At 69.5% G+C, this 15925-nt stretch carries 15 protein-coding genes and 2 tRNA genes; 8 read left to right on the forward strand and 9 right to left on the reverse strand.

Annotated elements, in window-relative coordinates; genetic code table 11:
• Positions 1 to 54: 54 nt before the first annotated feature.
• Positions 55 to 531: a hypothetical protein gene (locus ITJ43_RS15310; protein ID WP_323741165.1), complete on the reverse strand. Its 477-nt coding sequence runs from the start codon at positions 529 to 531 to the stop codon at positions 55 to 57.
• Here ITJ43_RS15310 and ITJ43_RS08325 point away from each other — a divergent pair.
• Complete coding sequence (locus ITJ43_RS08325; protein WP_323741166.1) at positions 521 to 1705, forward strand: MFS transporter; 1185 nt, start codon at positions 521 to 523, stop codon at positions 1703 to 1705. The genes ITJ43_RS15310 and ITJ43_RS08325 overlap by 11 nt on opposite strands.
• On the opposite strand, the gene ITJ43_RS15080 is transcribed toward ITJ43_RS08325, so the two are convergent.
• Complete coding sequence (locus tag ITJ43_RS15080) at positions 1653 to 2864, reverse strand: cation:proton antiporter (RefSeq protein WP_228495615.1); 1212 nt, start codon at positions 2862 to 2864, stop codon at positions 1653 to 1655. The genes ITJ43_RS08325 and ITJ43_RS15080 overlap by 53 nt on opposite strands.
• A gap of 36 nt (positions 2865 to 2900) precedes the next feature.
• Here ITJ43_RS15080 and ITJ43_RS08335 point away from each other — a divergent pair, with 36 nt between their 5' ends.
• The gene (locus ITJ43_RS08335) at positions 2901 to 3431 is read left to right on the forward strand and encodes a hypothetical protein (RefSeq protein WP_194583380.1); all 531 of its coding nucleotides are present in this window, start codon (positions 2901 to 2903) and stop codon (positions 3429 to 3431) included.
• On the opposite strand, the gene ITJ43_RS08340 is transcribed toward ITJ43_RS08335, so the two are convergent.
• The 6 genes from ITJ43_RS08340 to serS form a co-directional block, all read right to left on the reverse strand.
• A complete protein-coding gene (locus ITJ43_RS08340; protein ID WP_194583381.1) occupies positions 3418 to 4254 on the reverse strand; it encodes an alpha/beta fold hydrolase in 837 nt (278 codons plus the stop codon). The two genes, ITJ43_RS08335 and ITJ43_RS08340, sit on opposite strands and share 14 nt — an antisense overlap.
• Before the next feature lie 104 nt (positions 4255 to 4358).
• Positions 4359 to 4450, reverse strand: a tRNA-Ser gene (locus tag ITJ43_RS08345).
• Between the two features lie 101 nt (positions 4451 to 4551).
• Positions 4552 to 5853 (reverse strand): LCP family protein, encoded by a 1302-nt coding sequence (locus tag ITJ43_RS08350; RefSeq protein ID WP_194583382.1) that lies wholly within the window; start codon positions 5851 to 5853, stop codon positions 4552 to 4554.
• A 35-nt stretch (positions 5854 to 5888) separates the two neighbouring features.
• Positions 5889 to 5973: transfer RNA gene (locus ITJ43_RS08355), tRNA-Ser, on the reverse strand.
• Between the two features lie 116 nt (positions 5974 to 6089).
• Positions 6090 to 7019: an HAD family hydrolase gene (locus ITJ43_RS08360; protein WP_194583383.1), complete on the reverse strand. Its 930-nt coding sequence runs from the start codon at positions 7017 to 7019 to the stop codon at positions 6090 to 6092.
• A complete protein-coding gene (serS, locus tag ITJ43_RS08365) occupies positions 7016 to 8296 on the reverse strand; it encodes a serine--tRNA ligase (RefSeq protein ID WP_194583384.1) in 1281 nt (426 codons plus the stop codon). Before serS ends, ITJ43_RS08360 begins: the two co-directional genes overlap by 4 nt.
• 74 nt (positions 8297 to 8370) lie before the next feature.
• Between serS and ITJ43_RS08370 the strand changes: the two genes are divergently transcribed.
• The 4 genes from ITJ43_RS08370 to ITJ43_RS08385 all read left to right on the forward strand — a co-directional run bounded on the left by ITJ43_RS08370 (position 8371) and on the right by ITJ43_RS08385 (position 12482).
• A complete protein-coding gene (locus ITJ43_RS08370) occupies positions 8371 to 9390 on the forward strand; it encodes a diacylglycerol/lipid kinase family protein (RefSeq protein WP_194583385.1) in 1020 nt (339 codons plus the stop codon).
• Positions 9391 to 9608: 218 nt separating this feature from the next.
• Positions 9609 to 9968, forward strand: coding sequence for a carboxymuconolactone decarboxylase family protein (locus ITJ43_RS08375; protein ID WP_323741167.1), 360 nt, complete (start codon positions 9609 to 9611; stop codon positions 9966 to 9968).
• Between the two features lie 71 nt (positions 9969 to 10039).
• A complete protein-coding gene (locus tag ITJ43_RS08380; protein WP_194583387.1) occupies positions 10040 to 11386 on the forward strand; it encodes a cryptochrome/photolyase family protein in 1347 nt (448 codons plus the stop codon).
• 49 nt (positions 11387 to 11435) lie between these two features.
• Positions 11436 to 12482: an LLM class flavin-dependent oxidoreductase gene (locus tag ITJ43_RS08385; protein ID WP_416361068.1), complete on the forward strand. Its 1047-nt coding sequence runs from the start codon at positions 11436 to 11438 to the stop codon at positions 12480 to 12482.
• A 30-nt stretch (positions 12483 to 12512) separates the two neighbouring features.
• Here the strand turns inward: ITJ43_RS08385 and pheA are convergent, their stop codons facing one another.
• Positions 12513 to 13496 (reverse strand): prephenate dehydratase, encoded by a 984-nt coding sequence (gene pheA, locus ITJ43_RS08390; protein ID WP_323741168.1) that lies wholly within the window; start codon positions 13494 to 13496, stop codon positions 12513 to 12515.
• A gap of 23 nt (positions 13497 to 13519) precedes the next feature.
• Between pheA and ITJ43_RS08395 the strand changes: the two genes are divergently transcribed.
• Positions 13520 to 14152, forward strand: a complete 633-nt coding sequence (locus ITJ43_RS08395) for a hypothetical protein (RefSeq protein ID WP_323741169.1) — start codon at positions 13520 to 13522, stop codon at positions 14150 to 14152.
• Positions 14153 to 14197: 45 nt separating this feature from the next.
• On the forward strand, positions 14198 to 15841 hold the full coding sequence (gene pgm / locus ITJ43_RS08400) for a phosphoglucomutase (alpha-D-glucose-1,6-bisphosphate-dependent) (protein WP_194583390.1): 1644 nt from the start codon (positions 14198 to 14200) through the stop codon (positions 15839 to 15841).
• Positions 15842 to 15925 lie beyond the last annotated feature (84 nt).

The raw sequence follows: 15925 nt of genomic DNA on the forward strand, positions 1-15925 counted from the left end.
CCTGCGATCGGTGCGAACCCCTCGACAACACCGTCACCCCGCCAGCCGGCGGAGCTAGCTTCGAAGAATCGAATCCAGCAGACCCGGGAACAGCGCATCCAGATCATCGCGCCGGAGCGTCAGCATGCGCCGTCTGCCATGAGGCTCATTGCGGATGACGCCCGACTCGCGCAGCACCTTCATGAAATGCGACTTGGTCGACTTGGGGAGATTCGGGTCGGTCGCGTGGCACGCCGCCATTTCGAGCGGACCGTCGGCGAGCTGGCGCGCGATGCCCAGACGCTCAGGGTCGCTGAGAGCGAAGAGCACGTCCGTGAGGCGAATCTCGGAGCGTTCCGGATGAACAAGGTCGCCAGGCATGGTTCGAGAATAGTTGAACAATTGCAAGATGGCGAGTACGCTCCGATAGTTCGATGAATCTCGAACTAACGAGTTCCGGACCCGATTCGGGCCCCGACCCGCGGGAGCACAGATGTCCACCACCTCACCTGCCACCACCACGTCGCCGACAACCACCGCCGTGGCACGCACTCGCTCGATCCGCGCACGGTTCGGCTTCGCACTGGCGGTCGTCGCGCAGGTCGCGATGATGATGGGCGCGAGCGCACCGTCGCCGTTCTATCCGGTGCTCGCCGCGCAGATCGGATTCGACGCGATCGTCATCAGTGCCGTGTTCGCGGTGTACGCGATCGCGCTCCTCCTCGCACTCCTCACCGCCGGCTCGCTCTCCGATCACGTCGGACGCCGGCCCGTCGTGATCGGGGGGCTCCTGCTGCTGGCGGCCAGCATGCTGCTGTTCTGGCATGCCGACACCGTCGCGACGCTCATGCTCGCGCGCATCCTGCAGGGCGCAGCGAGTGGCCTGTTGATCTCCGCCCTGTCGGCCGCCGCACTGGACCTCGCCCCGGGCGGACGGGCACGCGTCGCGGCGCTGTGGAACGCCCTCAGCCCCGGCATCGGCCTCGCGCTGGGCGCGATGGTCTCGGGTATCGCCCTCGACGTCACCGGTCAGCCGCTGCTCGATGTCTTCGCACCGCTCGCCCTCGTCTACATCGGGCTCGCCGGGCTGTTTTTCTTGGCCCCCGAGACCGCGCCGCTGCGACGGGGAGCATTGACATCGCTGAACTTCCGCCTGTCGGTGCCCGTCGGCATCCGCTCGGACTTCTGGCGCGGCGCGCCGGCGGTCATCGCCGGCTGGGCGACGGGAGGGCTCTTCCTCTCTCTCGGTGCGAACATCGTGCACACGGAGCTCGGCGGGCAGGCGCACGTGTGGCAGGGGCTCGCGGTCGCGATGCTCGCGGGAGTCGGCGCGATCACCGCGTTTGCGTTGCGGGGCCGCAGCCCGCGCACGTCGGTCGTCTTCGGCACCGCTGCGCTCGCCGCGGGAACGACGCTGTCGCTCGGGGCACTCGCGCTCGCTTCGCTCCCCTTCTACCTGGCGGCGACCGCCATCACCGGTATGGGCTTCGGCACCGCGTTCTCGGGTGTCGTCGCCTCTCTCGCGCCGCGAATTCCCGCGAGTGATCGGGCCGACACGTTCGCCGTCATCTACCTGCTCGCCTACCTGGCCTTCGGCGTGCCCGCGGTCGTCGCGGGAGCGCTCGTGGGCGTCTTCGGACTCGGCACGGTGTGCGTGGGATACGGGGTCGTCGTCATCGCGTTGGCACTCGTGGCGCTGGGTCTTCGCGTGCGCCGGGCCGAGTAGTCTGCGCGGCCGCACCGTCGAGTGTGCCGGCCGATTCGCCCCACAGTCGCCGGATGAGAAGCGGTCCGCCGACCCCGTGGATCGCAACACTGCCTAGCACCACCATGCAGGTCGCCGCGAGCACCAGGAATCCTTCTTCGCCGGGCAGCGCATTGGCGGCGATCAGACCGAAGACGATGGATGCCGCGCCGCGCGGGCCCATCACCGCGACGAAGATCCGCTCGGAACGGGTCGCTTCACTGCCGATGAGCGCGAGACCGACGGGGACGATGCGCCCGATCGTCAAGGCGACCAGCGCCAGGACGATCGCCGGCCACCAGTTGTAGGTCTCGCTCAGGAGCACCACCGCCGCGAAGCCGAACGCCAGCCAGAGCAGCAGGTTCGTCACCCAGGAGACGTCCTCCAGGAGCGACAGCTCCGCGCGGTCGATCCCTTTGTCGCCGCGGGTGAGTCGGATCGCGACGCCCGCGACGAACACGGCGACGAAGCCGTTGCCGTGCAGCAGGACGGCCGCGGCGAAAACGATGAGCGGTGTCGCGATGAACGCGATCCGCATGCTCTGCGGCTCGGTCCACCCACGATCGTCGGCGAACCGGGTCAGGGCGCCGATGATCGCGCCGAGCGCGCCGCCGACGAGCAGCGCGATCAGCCCCGCGGGCGCCGCCACCGCGAAGGCACGCCCGGCATCGCCCGTCGTTCCCGCCGAGGCGAACGCGAGTGCCCCCAACAGCAGGGGGGACACGAGATAGGTGTACTCGCCCGTTCCGCGGTTGTCGACGATGTTGTTCGTGAACCACCACTGCCCCGGTGTCGACGGGGCACACGCCCCGGCATCCCCGTCGCAGTAGATCGGCTTGGCGGGCGAGCCCGACGGGATCACGATCGTGTTGTTGTAGATGCGCACCGGTGCCGGCACTCCCCACGAGAAGGTGATCACGCCCTTCTGTCCTCCCCACGCGTCGTTGACCGACAGGTTGTCGCGAACGACGACGTCACTGGAGTAGCCGCCCATGAGCAGCAGAAAGCCGCCCTCGTTGTCGTGGGAGTAGTTGTACTGCACGCGCGTGTTGGTGCTGCCCATGTCGACGTCGAAGCCCTGACCGTCGGTGCCGTGCAACTGCGTGCCCGAGACTTCGTTGAACTGCACGAGAGTGTTCATGCCGCGTGTGGGCCAGATCCCCGCCGATGCCCGTTCGTGGCCCGCACCATCCGCGATCAGCCGGCCGACGCGCTGAGCGTCGAGATCGGCATCAACGTCATCAACGGCGATCTCATGCGGAGGCGAATGTTCGAGCCGGTGCTGCACGGCGTCATCGACACGATCCGCGAGGGTCACCCCGGTACGCCGCTGCTGCTGATCGGTCCGATCCCGTGCCCGGCCCACGAGCACCTGCCGGGCCCGACCGTCCTCGACGAGTCGGGGAGGGCGCAGAGCGCCGGCGAGCCGAACGAGCTCGCGCGCGGGGCGCTGAACCTGGCCGGTGTCCGCGAGACGATCGCGCGGGTCTGCGCGTCACGTACCGACGATGCCGCTCTCTTCTTCCTGGACGGAAGAGTCCTGCTCCCCGACGCAGAGGCGGGCGACCTCGACGACGGTCTGCATCCCAACGCGGCTGCCTACGAGCGTATGGGTACGCGATTCGCGACCTACGCATTCGGGGAGGGGGGACCGCTGGCCGCCGCCGACACTCGGGCGACGGCGGCCGGCGGGATCACTTCTGGATGAAGGCGAGGATGTCCGGGTTGATGACGTCGGCGTGCGTGGTGAGCATGCCGTGCGGGTACCCCTCGTAGATCTTGAGCGTCGCGTTGGGCAGCAGCTCGGCCTGCTTCACCGAAGCATCCTTGTAGGGCACGACCTGGTCGTCGTCGCCTTGGATGACGAACACCGGAACCGTGATCGCCTTCAGGTCGTCGGTCTGATCGGTCTCGGAGAACGCCTTGATGCCCTCGTAGTGGGCGAGGGCGCTGCCGGTCATCCCCTGGCGCCACCAGTTGTCGATCACCGGCTGAGACGGCGTGACGCCCTCTCGGTTGAAGCCGTAGAAAGGCCCCGATGCTACGGCCTCGAAGAACTCGGCACGGTTCGCCGCCAGCGCCGCACGGAAGCCGTCGAACACCGAGATCGGAGTGCCCTCGGGGTTGGCGTCGGTCTGCACCATCAGCGGCGGCACCGACGAGACGAGCACAGCCTTGGCGACGCGGCCCTGGGGTTCGCCGTACTTTGCGACGTAGCGAGCGACCTGTCCGCCGCCGGTGGAATGGCCGATGTGGACGGCGCCCCGCAGGTCGAGGTGCTCGACCACGGCATTCACGTCGCTGGCGTAGTGGTCCATGTCGTGACCGGTGCCGATCTGCGACGAGCGTCCGTGGCCTCGGCGGTCCGTCGCGATCACGCGGTAGCCCTTGCTGAGGAAGTACAGCATCTGCGCGTCCCAGTCATCCGAAGACAGGGGCCAGCCGTGGTGGAACACGATGGGCTGAGCGTCGGGGCTCCCCCAGTCCTTGTAGTAGATCTCGGCGCCGTCATCGGTGGTCACGTAAGCCATGTCGCTCCTCCAGGTTTGTCGGTCTCAGCGCCTTCACGCTAACCGCCGCACCCGCGGGGATGGCTCCTACAACTGTTCAGACAATCGCCGACGAGGAGGAAAAATGGCGGAGACGGAGGGATTTGAACCCTCGGTCCCCGTAAGGGGACTCCACCTTAGCAGGGTGGTGCACTAGGCCTGACTATGCGACGTCTCCAGGCGTTGCGGGTCGAAACCGCGCGAACGCACCCGGCAATCATAACCGGTTGAACGCGTGCCGCCGAACCGAATGCCGCGGCATCCCTCAGCGGGAGGCGCTCAGCGTTGAGCGACCGTGCAGGTGACCTGCGCGGCCGTCTGGCCGGTGATCGAGCTCGGCAGTTGCACCGCTTCCTGCGTCGGCGTGGGCGCCGCAGGCGTAGCCCCGGCATCGGCCGCCGCGGTCGGCGTGGGGGTCGCCGTGGGATCGGTCGGCGTCGGGGTGGCCTCGCCGACGACCTCGGTGCCGTAGCCGTCACTGGTCGATCCGGTCAGCTGGATCGGCTGATTGTTGGCGAGGGCGTCGAAGAGCACCTTGGCCGCGCTGGTCACGGGATCCACGCGCGAGCCGCCGGTCGCGTACACCGTCGGATACTGCACGAAGACGATGTCCTGGTAGGGGACGGCGCGCACCGCCATCGCGATCTGCACCATGTTCTGCGGGTTGGTCAGCGACGAGCTGAGCACCACCTGCGGCGGGTTGGCCGTGACCTGCGAGATGGCCGTGTTGGCGAGGTTGAACAGCGTCGCCGGGTTGCTCAACACACCACCGGACTGCAGCTTGCGCACCATCGAGCTGAGGAACTGCTGCTGATTCGAGATGCGCCCGAGATCCGACCCGTCGCCGATGCCGTGGCGGATGCGCAGGAACTGCAGCGCCTGGGCCCCCTGAAGCGTGTGGTTTCCCTTGGAAAGCTCGAGGCCCGTGTTGCCGTCGCTGATGTCGTCTGCGACGCAGACGTCGACGCCCCCGATCGCGTCGGACATGGCGATGACGCCCGTCCAGCGGGTCGCGGCGGCGAACTGGATGTCGATGCCGGTCAGCTTCTCGATGGTGGCGACCGTGCACGAGAGTCCGCCGTACATGTACGACGCGTTCAGCATCTGGCCGCTCATCGCGGAGTACTGCGTGCCGTCTGGGCCCGTGCACGACGGAATCGGGACGATCATGTCGCGCGGGAACGAGACCACCGTCACCCGGCGCGGTTCGTCCGAGATATGCACGAGCATCGTGACGTCGTTGCGCTCGCCCTCGGTGTCGCCGTTCTGACAGGCCCCCGACAGGGCGGCATTCGGTCCCTCGCACGAATCGGTGCCGACGACGAGCATGTTGACGCCGCCCTCGATCTCACCGAGCGTCGGCGGCAGCTGGGCGTCATCATCGCCGATCGAGACACCGGCGGCCTGCACCGCGTTCGCGGCATCCCACACGTAGAAAGCTCCCACGGCGGTCGTGCTGACGACGGCCACCGCGACGATGGCCGCGAGCACTGCGAGCACCTGCGACAGCGGGTGCGGCGACTTCAGGATGCCGTGGCGGGCGACGGGCTGCCGACGAGGGCGCTCGGGGCGTGAACTCACGGGGGACCTTTCGACAGCGGGCACGTCCGCTTCTGCGGAGGGTGTGGGATTCGAACCCACGGGACATTGCTGCCCACCGGTTTTCAAGACCGGGTCCATCGGCCGCTCGGACAACCCTCCCTGACGGATGCCGCGGCATCCCTCAGACTGGCGTCGAGTCTAGTAGACGGACGATGCCCATCATCGCGCCCGTGGCTGGGCGGGCGCTGAAAGCGACCCGCGGCTCTCCGATGCAGCTAGAGCCGGCGCAGGATGTCGGCGACACCGCCGGCATGGACGGATGCCGTCACCTCACCGGCCTCGCGGCGCACCTCGTCGGGGCCCTGTCCCATCGCGATGGCGCGGCCTCCGTGATCGAGCGCCCAGCGGAACATGCCGAGGTCGTTGCGTCCGTCGCCCATCACGAGCACGCGCTCGGGTTCGACGCCCAACCAGGTGCGCACTCGTTCGAGAGCGGTCGACTTGTCGACGCCCTGCGGCGCGATATCGAGCCATGCCGACCACCCGACCGCGTACGACACCTTGTTCAGACCGATCCGTTCGACCAGCGAGAGGAAATCGCCGTTGGTCTCGTCGGGCGAGACGACCACGACGCGGCACACCGGCTGCGCCACCAGTTCGGCGAAGTCGACACGGCGGGCGTGCGCCAGGTTCCAGTCGTCGAGCTGCTCGGTGTACAGCCGTCCACCGTCGGCGAGCTCGACCATGTACCGCGCGTGCGGCAGGTGCTCGCGCAGCAGGGTGACCACCTCGGTGGGATCGAACGTCTCGACGTGGAAGCGCTCGTAGCGGCTCTCCTCGCCGAAGTCGCCGCCCACGCGTCTCATGATGACCGCGCCGTTGGAGCACACCGCGTACTCGGGGGCGAGTTCGAGCACGTGCTGGATGCCGCGGGTGCTCTCCCAGCTGCGCCCGGTGGCCAGCATCACCTCATTGCCGGCGCGGTGCGCGTGTGCGATGGCATCCACCACCCCGGGACTGAGCGTCTCGTCCTCCAGGAGCACGGTGCCGTCGACATCGAGCGCGATGAGCAGGCGCTCCGTCACGACTGCGGGGTTCTCGGCATCCGTGGCGAGGTCATCGACCAGATGTGCCGCCTCCGGCGCACCCACGACCTCGACCGCCCCCGTGGGCGGCAGGCGGTCTTCGGCGCGCGAAGGGCTCACGCGATCGGCTCCGCCACCTCGAGGCCGCCGAGGTAGGGCCGCAGCACCTCCGGGATGACGACCGAGCCGTCGGCGCGCTGGTGGGTCTCGAGCAGTGCGACGATCCAGCGTGTGGTCGCCAGCGTGCCGTTGAGGGTGGCGACGGGCGCGGTCTTGCCGATCCCTCCGCCCTCCACCGGCGGGCGGTAGCGCACGTCCAGGCGGCGCGCCTGGTACGTGGTGCAGTTGCTGGTCGAGGTGAGCTCGCGGTACGAGCCTTGGGTGGGGACCCAGGCCTCGACGTCGTACTTGCGGGCGGCGCTGGAGCCGAGGTCACCGGCCGCGACATCGATGACGCGGTAGCTCAGCCCCAGGTCCTGCAGCATCTGCTCCTGCACGGCGACCAGCCGCAGGTGCTCCGCCTCGGCATCCTCAGGAGTCGTGTAGACGAACATCTCCAGCTTGTTGAACTGGTGCACGCGGATGATGCCGCGGGTGTCCTTGCCGTACGAGCCGGCCTCGCGGCGATAGCACGTCGACCACCCTGCGTAGCGCTTGGCGCCCGCGGTCAGATCGAGGATCTCGCCCATGTGATAGCCGGCCAGCGGTACCTCGCTCGTTCCGACGAGGTACAGGTCGTCGGCTTCGAGCTTGTAGACCTCGTCGGCGTGCTGACCGAGAAAGCCCGTGCCGCGCATGATCTCGGGGCGCACGAGCGTCGGCGGGATCATCGGGATGAATCCGGCGTCGATCGCGCGCTGCAGACCCAGTGACATGAGCGCGTACTCGAGGCGCGCGCCGATGCCGGTGAGGAAGTAGAAACGGCTGCCCGAGACTTTGGTGCCGCGCTCCATGTCGATGGCGCCGAGCTTCTCGCCGAGGGCGAGGTGGTCGAGCGGCTCGAAGTCGAAGGATGCCGGGGCTCCGTGCGTGCGCAGCGTCACGAAGTCCTCTTCACCACCGGCCGGGACGCCGTCGATGACGATGTTCTCGATGCGCGCGAGGGCCGCCTCGGCGGCTTCTTCGGCGGCGGTCACCGCCTGCTGCGCGAGCTTCACCCGGTCGCTGAGTTCCTTGGCCTGCGCGACGAGCGCGGGTTTGTCCTCCTTGGCAGCGGCGGCGACCGTCTTGCCGTGCGCGTTCTGGGCGGCCCGCAGCTCCTCGAACGCGGTGATCGCGGCGCGGCGCGAGCGGTCGGCCTCGAGCGCGTCGTCGACCGTGTCGGCCGACTGCCCGCGCGCCTGCTGAGAGCGCTTGACGAGGTCCGGGTTGTCGCGGAGAAGAGCGAGATCGATCACCTCACAGAGTCTAGTTGTCAAGCCCGCACCCCCTCCGCGGCCCCGGTCCGACGCCGCCGGGTATGTTTAGCGGCATGTCTCCCGCCGACGCCGCCCCCTCCGCCGGGGACACGGCGCCTCGCCGCGCCGCGCTCATCTACAACCCGATCAAAGTGGAGGCCGAGCAGCTGCGCGCGAGCGTGACCCGCCAGGCCGCCGATGCGGGCTGGGGCGAGCCCCTCTTCTACGAGACGACGGTCGACGAGCTGGGTGACGGGCTGACCCGGGAGGCGATCGGCGCCGGCGCCGCGGCATTGCTCGTCGCCGGCGGAGACGGCACGGTTCGCGCCGTGAGCGAGGCGGCGGCCGGGTCGGGAATCGCCCTGACGATCGTGCCCAGCGGCACCGGCAACCTGCTCGCGCGCAACATCCAGCTACCACTGACCGACCCCGACGCGATGATCGCCGCGACCTTCGCCGGCGACGTCCGTGCGATCGATGTGGGCTTCGCCGAGATGCTGCGCCCCGACGGCGAGCGCGAAGAGCGCGCGTTCGTCGTGATGGGCGGCATGGGTCTGGATGCCGCGATGATCGCCAACACCAGCGGCGACCTGAAGAAGAAGGTCGGCTGGGTGGCATACGTCGACGGCGCGGCCCGGTCGCTCGTCAAGGCGAAGCCGTTTGCGGTGATGTACCAGGTGGAAGGCCACCGCATGCATCGCGCGAGTGTGCAGAGCGTGCTTTTCGCCAACTGCGGTTCGCTTCCGGCCGGGCTCGAGCTCATCCCCGAGGCCTCGGTCGCCGACGGCCAGCTCGACATCGCGATCTTCCAGCCCAAGACCGCTTTCGGCTGGCTCGCGGTGTGGCGCCGGGTGGCGTGGGACAACAGCGTGCTGCGCAAGTTCCGGGCAGGCCGGCGCATCCTGCGTCTGCGCACCCGCGACAACTCCATCCGGTACGCGCGCGGCACCGGCATCCAGATCGCCGCCGGCGCCCCCACGCCCGTGCAGCTCGACGGCGACGAGTTCGGCGAGGCCACGTCGGTCGACGTCCGCATCCACGCCGGCGCGCTGCAGCTGGCCGTGCCCGCCGGGCACACCGCTCCCGCCCTCTGACCCCCGCGCCACCGCCGAGAAACGACCTGGCGCCCGAAACGCCTGGTCGTCCGGGGCGCCGGCCGGTGTTTCGGCGACGGGGTGAGCTCGTCCGGATCGATAAGCGACGCACAGGTGCGGGCAGTAGCGTGCGAACGCATCGCACCGGGTCGAGCAAGACGGAAGGGGTCGAGGTGGACAGCGCCGAACGACAACGACGGTTCGAGCAGGGATTGGGTGTGCTCGAGAAACTCCATGGCCACAGCGGACTCGACGTCATCGAAGCCCTCGCGGAGGTGTCCCCCGAGCTCGCCCACCAGACGGTCGCGTGGGGGTATGGCGAGATCTACTCCCGCCCGCAGTTGGCGGCTCGCGACCGACAGCTCGTGACGCTCGGCATCCTGACCGCTCTCGGCGGCTGTGAGCCGCAGCTGGAGGTACACATCAACGCGGCGCTCAACGCGGGGCTCACGCAGGGAGAGGTCATCGAGACTCTGCTGCACACCGCCGTCTACTGCGGCTTTCCGCGCGCGCTCAACGCCACCCTCGTCGCGGGCAGGGTCTTCTCCGCACGGGCGGCGGACGCGCGGTCCGCCTGAAGCACCTACCTGCACGCGCCCGAGCCGCGCAAGGTCTCGCGCCAGCTCTCGGCGCACGTCACGATAGAGACATGCCGGCGTCCCCCAGTCTCGTGTGGCTGCGCGACGACCTGCGTCTCGCCGACAACCCTGCGTTGCGCGCCGCGGTCGACCGCGGCGGCCCGGTGATCGCGGTCTACGTGCTCGACGAGGTGTCGCCCGGCTTCCGCCCCCTCGGCGGCGCGGCCCGCTGGTGGCTGCACCATTCGCTGGCGGAGTTGGGTGAGCGCCTTCGAGAAAAGGGATCCGTGCTCGTCCTGCGACAGGGGGCGGCATCCGAGGTGATGCCTGCCATCGTCGCGGAGACGGACGCCGGCGCGGTCTTCTGGAACCGGCGCTACAGCGCCCCCGAGCGCGAGGTCGATGCCGGTCTCAAAGAGTCGCTGCGCGCCAACGGGATCGAGGTGCGCTCGTTCGCGGCGTCGCTGCTGTTCGAGCCCTGGACGGTCCGCACCGGCGCCGGCACCCCCTACGGCGTCTTCACCCCGTTCTGGCGTGCGTGCCAGCAGCTTGCCCCGCCCCGGCAGCCGATGCCCGAGCCGCGCGAGATCGCGGGACCGGCGAGCGTCCCGGCATCCGATCGGCTCGGCGACTGGCAGCTGCTGCCGACGTCGCCGGACTGGGCGGGCGGACTCCGCGAGCGCTGGATGCCCGGCGAGCTCGCCGCCCGCCAACGACTGCACGATTTCCTCGCCGAGGACGTCGCCGACTACGACAGGGCCCGCGACGAGCCCGCGGGCGGTGCCACCTCGATGCTCTCGCCGCGGCTGCGGTGGGGCGAGCTCAGCCCGTTCCAGGTGTGGCACGCCGCGGTGTCGTCCGGCGCCCGCGTCGGGGGGTTCCTGTCGGAAGTCGGCTGGCGCGAATTCGCCTGGCACACCCTCTTCCACGCGCCCGAGCTCGCGACGAAGAACCTCAAGCCCGCCTTCGACGCCTTCCCCTGGCCGCGACTGAACCCCGGCATGCTCACCGCGTGGCAGCGCGGCGAGACCGGCATCGCCCTGGTCGATGCGGGCATGCGCGAGCTCTGGGTGTCGGGCTTCATGCACAACCGGGTGCGGATGGTCGTGGCGTCGTTTCTCATCAAGAACCTGCTGATCGACTGGCGCCTGGGGGAACAGTGGTTCTGGGACACGCTCGTCGACGCGGATGCCGCGAGCAACCCCTTCAACTGGCAGTGGGTAGCCGGGTCGGGAGCCGACGCGGCACCGTACTTCCGCATCTTCAACCCCGAGCTGCAGGCGAAGAAGTTCGATGCCGACGGCCGCTATGTGCGGCAGTGGGCCCCGGATGCCGAGGAGCGCGAGCCCATCGTCGACCTCAAAGTCACCCGCGATGCGGCCCTCGCTGCCTACGAGGCGGTCAAGGGCGCCGGCTAAGACGAGCCGACCCGGAATGCCGCGGCGCCTCCGGGGGTTGCAGGAGACGATGTCTGCTGCACTCTCCGTCCTCGATCTCGTTCCCGTCCGCGCCGGTCAGACCAGCGCCCAGGCCGTCGCCGCCTCGCTCGCCCTCGCGCAGCGCGCCGACGAGCTCGGCTACCGCCGCTACTGGTTCGCGGAGCACCACAACATGCCGGCTGTCGCCTCGACGACTCCGCCGGTGCTGATCGCGGCCGCAGCTACGCGCACCTCTCGCATCCGCGTCGGGTCGGGAGGCGTCATGCTCCCCAACCACGCCCCGCTCGTGGTCGCCGAACAGTTCGCCGCGCTCGAGGCCATCGCCCCGGGGCGCATCGATCTGGGTCTCGGACGCGCACCGGGCAGCGATCCCGTCATCACGCAGCTGCTGCGGATGAGCGGCACCTCGAGCGACGTCGATCGCTTTCCCGACCACGTCCGCGATATCGCGGCGATCATGTCGGCCGACGGCGCGAGCGTGCGACTCACCGGTCGCGGCGACTCCGAGGATCGCTACAGCATCCACGCGACGCCGGCGGCGACGGGCGCCCCCGAGGTGTGGCTGCTCGGATCGAGCGACTACTCGGCGCAGTTGGCCGCGGCCTTCGGCCTGCCCTACGTCTTCGCGAACCACTTCTCCGGTGAGGGGCTCGAGCGCGCACTGGAGCTCTACCGCACACAGTTCCAGCCGTCGGAGCATCTCGACGCCCCTCGCACCTTCCTCACCGCCAACGCGGTCGTCGCTCCGACGTCCACGGAGGCCGAAGAGCGGATGCTGCCGCAAGCGCGCATGATGGCGCGCTTGCGGGGCGGACGCCCCCTCACCGCGCTCGAGACCGTGGAGCAGTCCGCGGCCGCAGAGGCCGAGGACCGGCTCGCCGCGCCGCTGATCGATGCCCTCCGCCGCCGCTGGTTCGTCGGCACCGGCGACGAGGCGCGAGCGGCGCTCGCATCGTTCGCGGACCGCTACGGCGTGGACGAGGTCATGGTCTCGCCCGTGGCGGGCGCTTACGACGCCGAGCCGATGGATGCCGCGGACGGCCGCGTGCAGACGCTGGAACTGCTCGCCGCCTGACGTCGCGGCGGGCTCACGCCTCGGGCGGGCTCACGCCTCGGGCGCGCCCGAGATGAGCCCGCGCAGCCAGTCACGCGCCTCGACGAACACCTCGTCGGAGTAGCGGTCGGGGTAGTGCACGATCGCGCGGTCGGCGCGCGGATACGACCCGAGGTAGATGACCTTCGGACTGAACCGCCGAAGGCCCAGCAACGCGTCGGCCATGCGCTCGTCTTCGATGTGCCCGTCGGCGTCGATCACGAACCGATAGCGTCCGAGCTCGTCGCCGATCGGGCGCGAGGCCAACAGCGACAGGTTTATGCCGCGCGTGGCGAACTGCTCCAGAAGCTCGAGCAGGGCGCCGGGATACTCCTCCGGTAGCTCCACGATCAGCGACGTCTTGTCGGCGCCGGTCGGCGACGGCGGCGCCACGGTGCGGCTGACGAGCACGAAGCGGGTGACGGCGTTCGCGTTGTCGCCGATCTCCTCGGCCAGCAGCTGCAGGTCGTGGTGCTCCAGGATGCCGGGCGGTGCCACCGCCGCGTCGGCGGCACTGACGCCCTCGATCATGTCGACGGCGGAGGCGACATTGCTCGACGCCGGGAGGTGCGCGTGGTCGGGCAGGTTCGTCGACAGCCACCGGAGGCACTGTCCGTACGCGACCGGGTGCGCGGCGACGAGCTTCACGTCTTCGATGCGCACACCGGGGCGCGCGACGAGCACGAAATTGACCCGAACGAGATACTCACCGACGATTCTCAGACCCGGCATGGTGGCCAGCGCGTCCTGCGCCGTCGACACCCCGCCATCGACGGAATTCTCGATCGCGATCATCGCGGCATCCGACCGGCCCTCGACGACATCGGCAAGAGCCTCGCCGACATTGCGCACCGGACGCCAGATCTGATCGCGCGCTTCGGGCACCTGCGCGAGCGCGGCCTCGGTGAACGTTCCGGCCGGTCCGAGGTAGCTGTAGGTGCGGCGCGTGGGCACGGGCGCCGCGGATGCCGCGGTCGGCGAAGGCGCGGAAGTCACGGGTGACAGCCTACGCTGAAGGGGTGATCCGCCGACTTTCCCCCCTCGCCGTCGTCACCGCCGTCGCGCTCGCCATCGGCCTGAGCGCGTGTGCTCCGGAAGAGAAGCCGGCGACCAAACCGACGCCCACGGACTCCGCCAGCGCCACGCCCACGCCGACGCCGACGCCGAGTGCAACGCCGTCGCCGTCGCCCACCGCCGACCTCGCCTGTCTCGTCGGCGACTGGCACATGGGCCAGGACCAGGTGACCGCCTTCTACAACGACGTCAACTCGCTCATGGCCGGCTCCGGCGCCGTTTTCACCCCCACAGGCACCGCGGATCTCGAGCTGCGCAAGGACGGCAGCTACACCTGGACGCCGGCCCAGCACGTCACCGCGATGATCTCCGGCGCGACGATGCTGATCCAGTTCAAGGGTTCGATCACCGGCACGTATACGGTCACCGGCAATGGCATCGGCGGCCAGACGCAGGACACTTCGGGTATGGAGATCATCGCGACGATCGACGGCAAACCGACCGATGCCGGCTCCATCAGCCAGCAGATCGCGCTCGCTCCGATCACCGACGCGAAGTACGGCTGCAAGACCGACACGCTGACGCTGATCAACAAGCTGTCGGACAGCACCGCGACCTCGGTGCTGCACCGCAAGTAGTCGGGCCGCGATGCGGGGGCACGGCGGCAGTGACAGACTGTGGACATGAGCCGCGCAGGACAGCCAGCCGAAGCCTCCGACCTCATCGACATCGATGAGCTCATCGCCGCCTACTACGACCTCAAGCCCGACCCCACGGTCCCCGAACAGCGTGTCGCCTTCGGCACCAGCGGCCACCGCGGGTCGTCACTGAGCACGAGCTTCAACGAGGACCACATCCTCGCAACCACCCAGGCGATCGTCGATTACCGCACCGCCCAGGGCATCGCCGGTCCGCTCTTCCTCGGTCGCGACACCCACGGTCTGTCGCTGCCGGCCGAGCGCACCGCGGTCGAGGTGCTCGTCGCCAACCGCGTGGACGTGCGCGTCGACTCCCGTGACTCGTGGGTACCGACGCCGGCGCTCAGCCACGCGATCCTGACCTACAACCACGAACTCCGTGCGGATGACCCCGCGCGGGCGGACGGCATCGTCGTCACTCCGTCGCACAACCCGCCGCGCGACGGCGGCTTCAAGTACAACCCGCCCCACGGCGGGCCGGCCGACACCGACGCCACCGGATGGATCGCCGACCGCGCCAACGCGCTGATCGCCGCCGGTCTCGACGGCGTACGGCGCACCCCGTTCAAGGACATCGATGCCGACACCCTCGGCACCCACGACTTCCGCGAGGGCTATGTCGCCGACCTCGCCACGATCATCGACGTCGAGGCGATCGCGCGCGCCGGCGTGCGGATCGGCGCCGACCCGCTCGGCGGCGCTTCGGTGGAGTACTGGGCACTGATCGGCGAGCGCTACGGGCTCGATCTCACCGTCGTGAACCCCGAGGTCGACCCGACCTGGCGCTTCATGACGCTCGACTGGGACGAGAAGATCCGGATGGACCCGTCGTCGCCGTCGGCGATGGCCGCACTCGTCGCCCGACGCCACGAGTACGACATCCTCACGGGCAACGACGCCGACGCCGACCGCCACGGCATCGTCACCCCCGATGCCGGGCTCATGAACCCGAATCACTACCTGGCCGTGGCCATCGACTACCTGTGCGCGCACCGCCCGCAGTGGCCGACGGATGCCGCGGTGGGCAAGACGCTCGTGTCGTCGATGATCATCGACCGTGTCGTCGCCTCCCTCGGCCGCCGCCTGCTGGAGGTTCCCGTCGGCTTCAAGTGGTTCGTCCCGGGCCTCCTCGACGGCTCGGTCGTGTTCGGTGGCGAGGAGTCCGCCGGGGCATCCTTCCTCCGTTTCGACGGCTCGGTGTGGACGACCGACAAGGACGGCATCCTGCTGTGCCTGCTCGCCGCCGAGATCCTCGCCGTCACCGGCAAGACCCCGTCGCAGCGCTACGCGGAGCTCGAGGCCGAGTTCGGGGCGTCCGCCTATCAGCGAGTGGATGCCCCGGCATCCCCGGCGCAGAAGTCGGCGCTGTCGAAGCTCTCCCCCGATGCGGTCGCGGCGACGGAGCTGGCCGGTGAGCCCATCACCGCGAAGCTGTCGCACGCTCCGGGAAACGGTGCGGCGATCGGCGGCCTCAAGGTGCAGACCGAGAACGCGTGGTTCGCCGCGCGTCCCTCCGGCACGGAGGACGTCTACAAGCTGTATGCCGAGTCGCTGCGCGGCGAGGACCACCTGCGCGAGGTTCAGGCCGAAGCTCGCGCCGTCGTCGCGGCCGCTCTCGGCGGCGCCTGACCCCAGCGGGTGAGAGGTGGCGCCACGCTCTCACCTCCGAGCATGGGCAGAACTGCCCATGGGAACAGTCGCGTTCGGACAATA

Source organism: Microbacterium sp. VKM Ac-2870 (assembly GCF_015350795.1).
In the GTDB taxonomy this organism is placed as follows: Bacteria; Actinomycetota; Actinomycetes; order Actinomycetales; family Microbacteriaceae; genus Microbacterium.

What these genes read in the sequence shown, in the direction of transcription:
- ITJ43_RS15080 (WP_228495615.1), bottom strand. Translation starts at nt 2,864, where the DNA reads ATGAACACTCTCGTGCAGTTCAACGAAGTCTCGGGCACGCAGTTGCAC.
- ITJ43_RS08340 (WP_194583381.1), bottom strand. Translation starts at nt 4,254, where the DNA reads ATGGCTTACGTGACCACCGATGACGGCGCCGAGATCTACTACAAGGAC.
- ITJ43_RS08370 (WP_194583385.1), top strand. Translation starts at nt 8,371, where the DNA reads ATGTCTCCCGCCGACGCCGCCCCCTCCGCCGGGGACACGGCGCCTCGC.
- ITJ43_RS08380 (WP_194583387.1), top strand. Translation starts at nt 10,040, where the DNA reads ATGCCGGCGTCCCCCAGTCTCGTGTGGCTGCGCGACGACCTGCGTCTC.
- ITJ43_RS08385 (WP_416361068.1), top strand. Translation starts at nt 11,436, where the DNA reads ATGTCTGCTGCACTCTCCGTCCTCGATCTCGTTCCCGTCCGCGCCGGT.
- pgm (WP_194583390.1), top strand. Translation starts at nt 14,198, where the DNA reads ATGAGCCGCGCAGGACAGCCAGCCGAAGCCTCCGACCTCATCGACATC.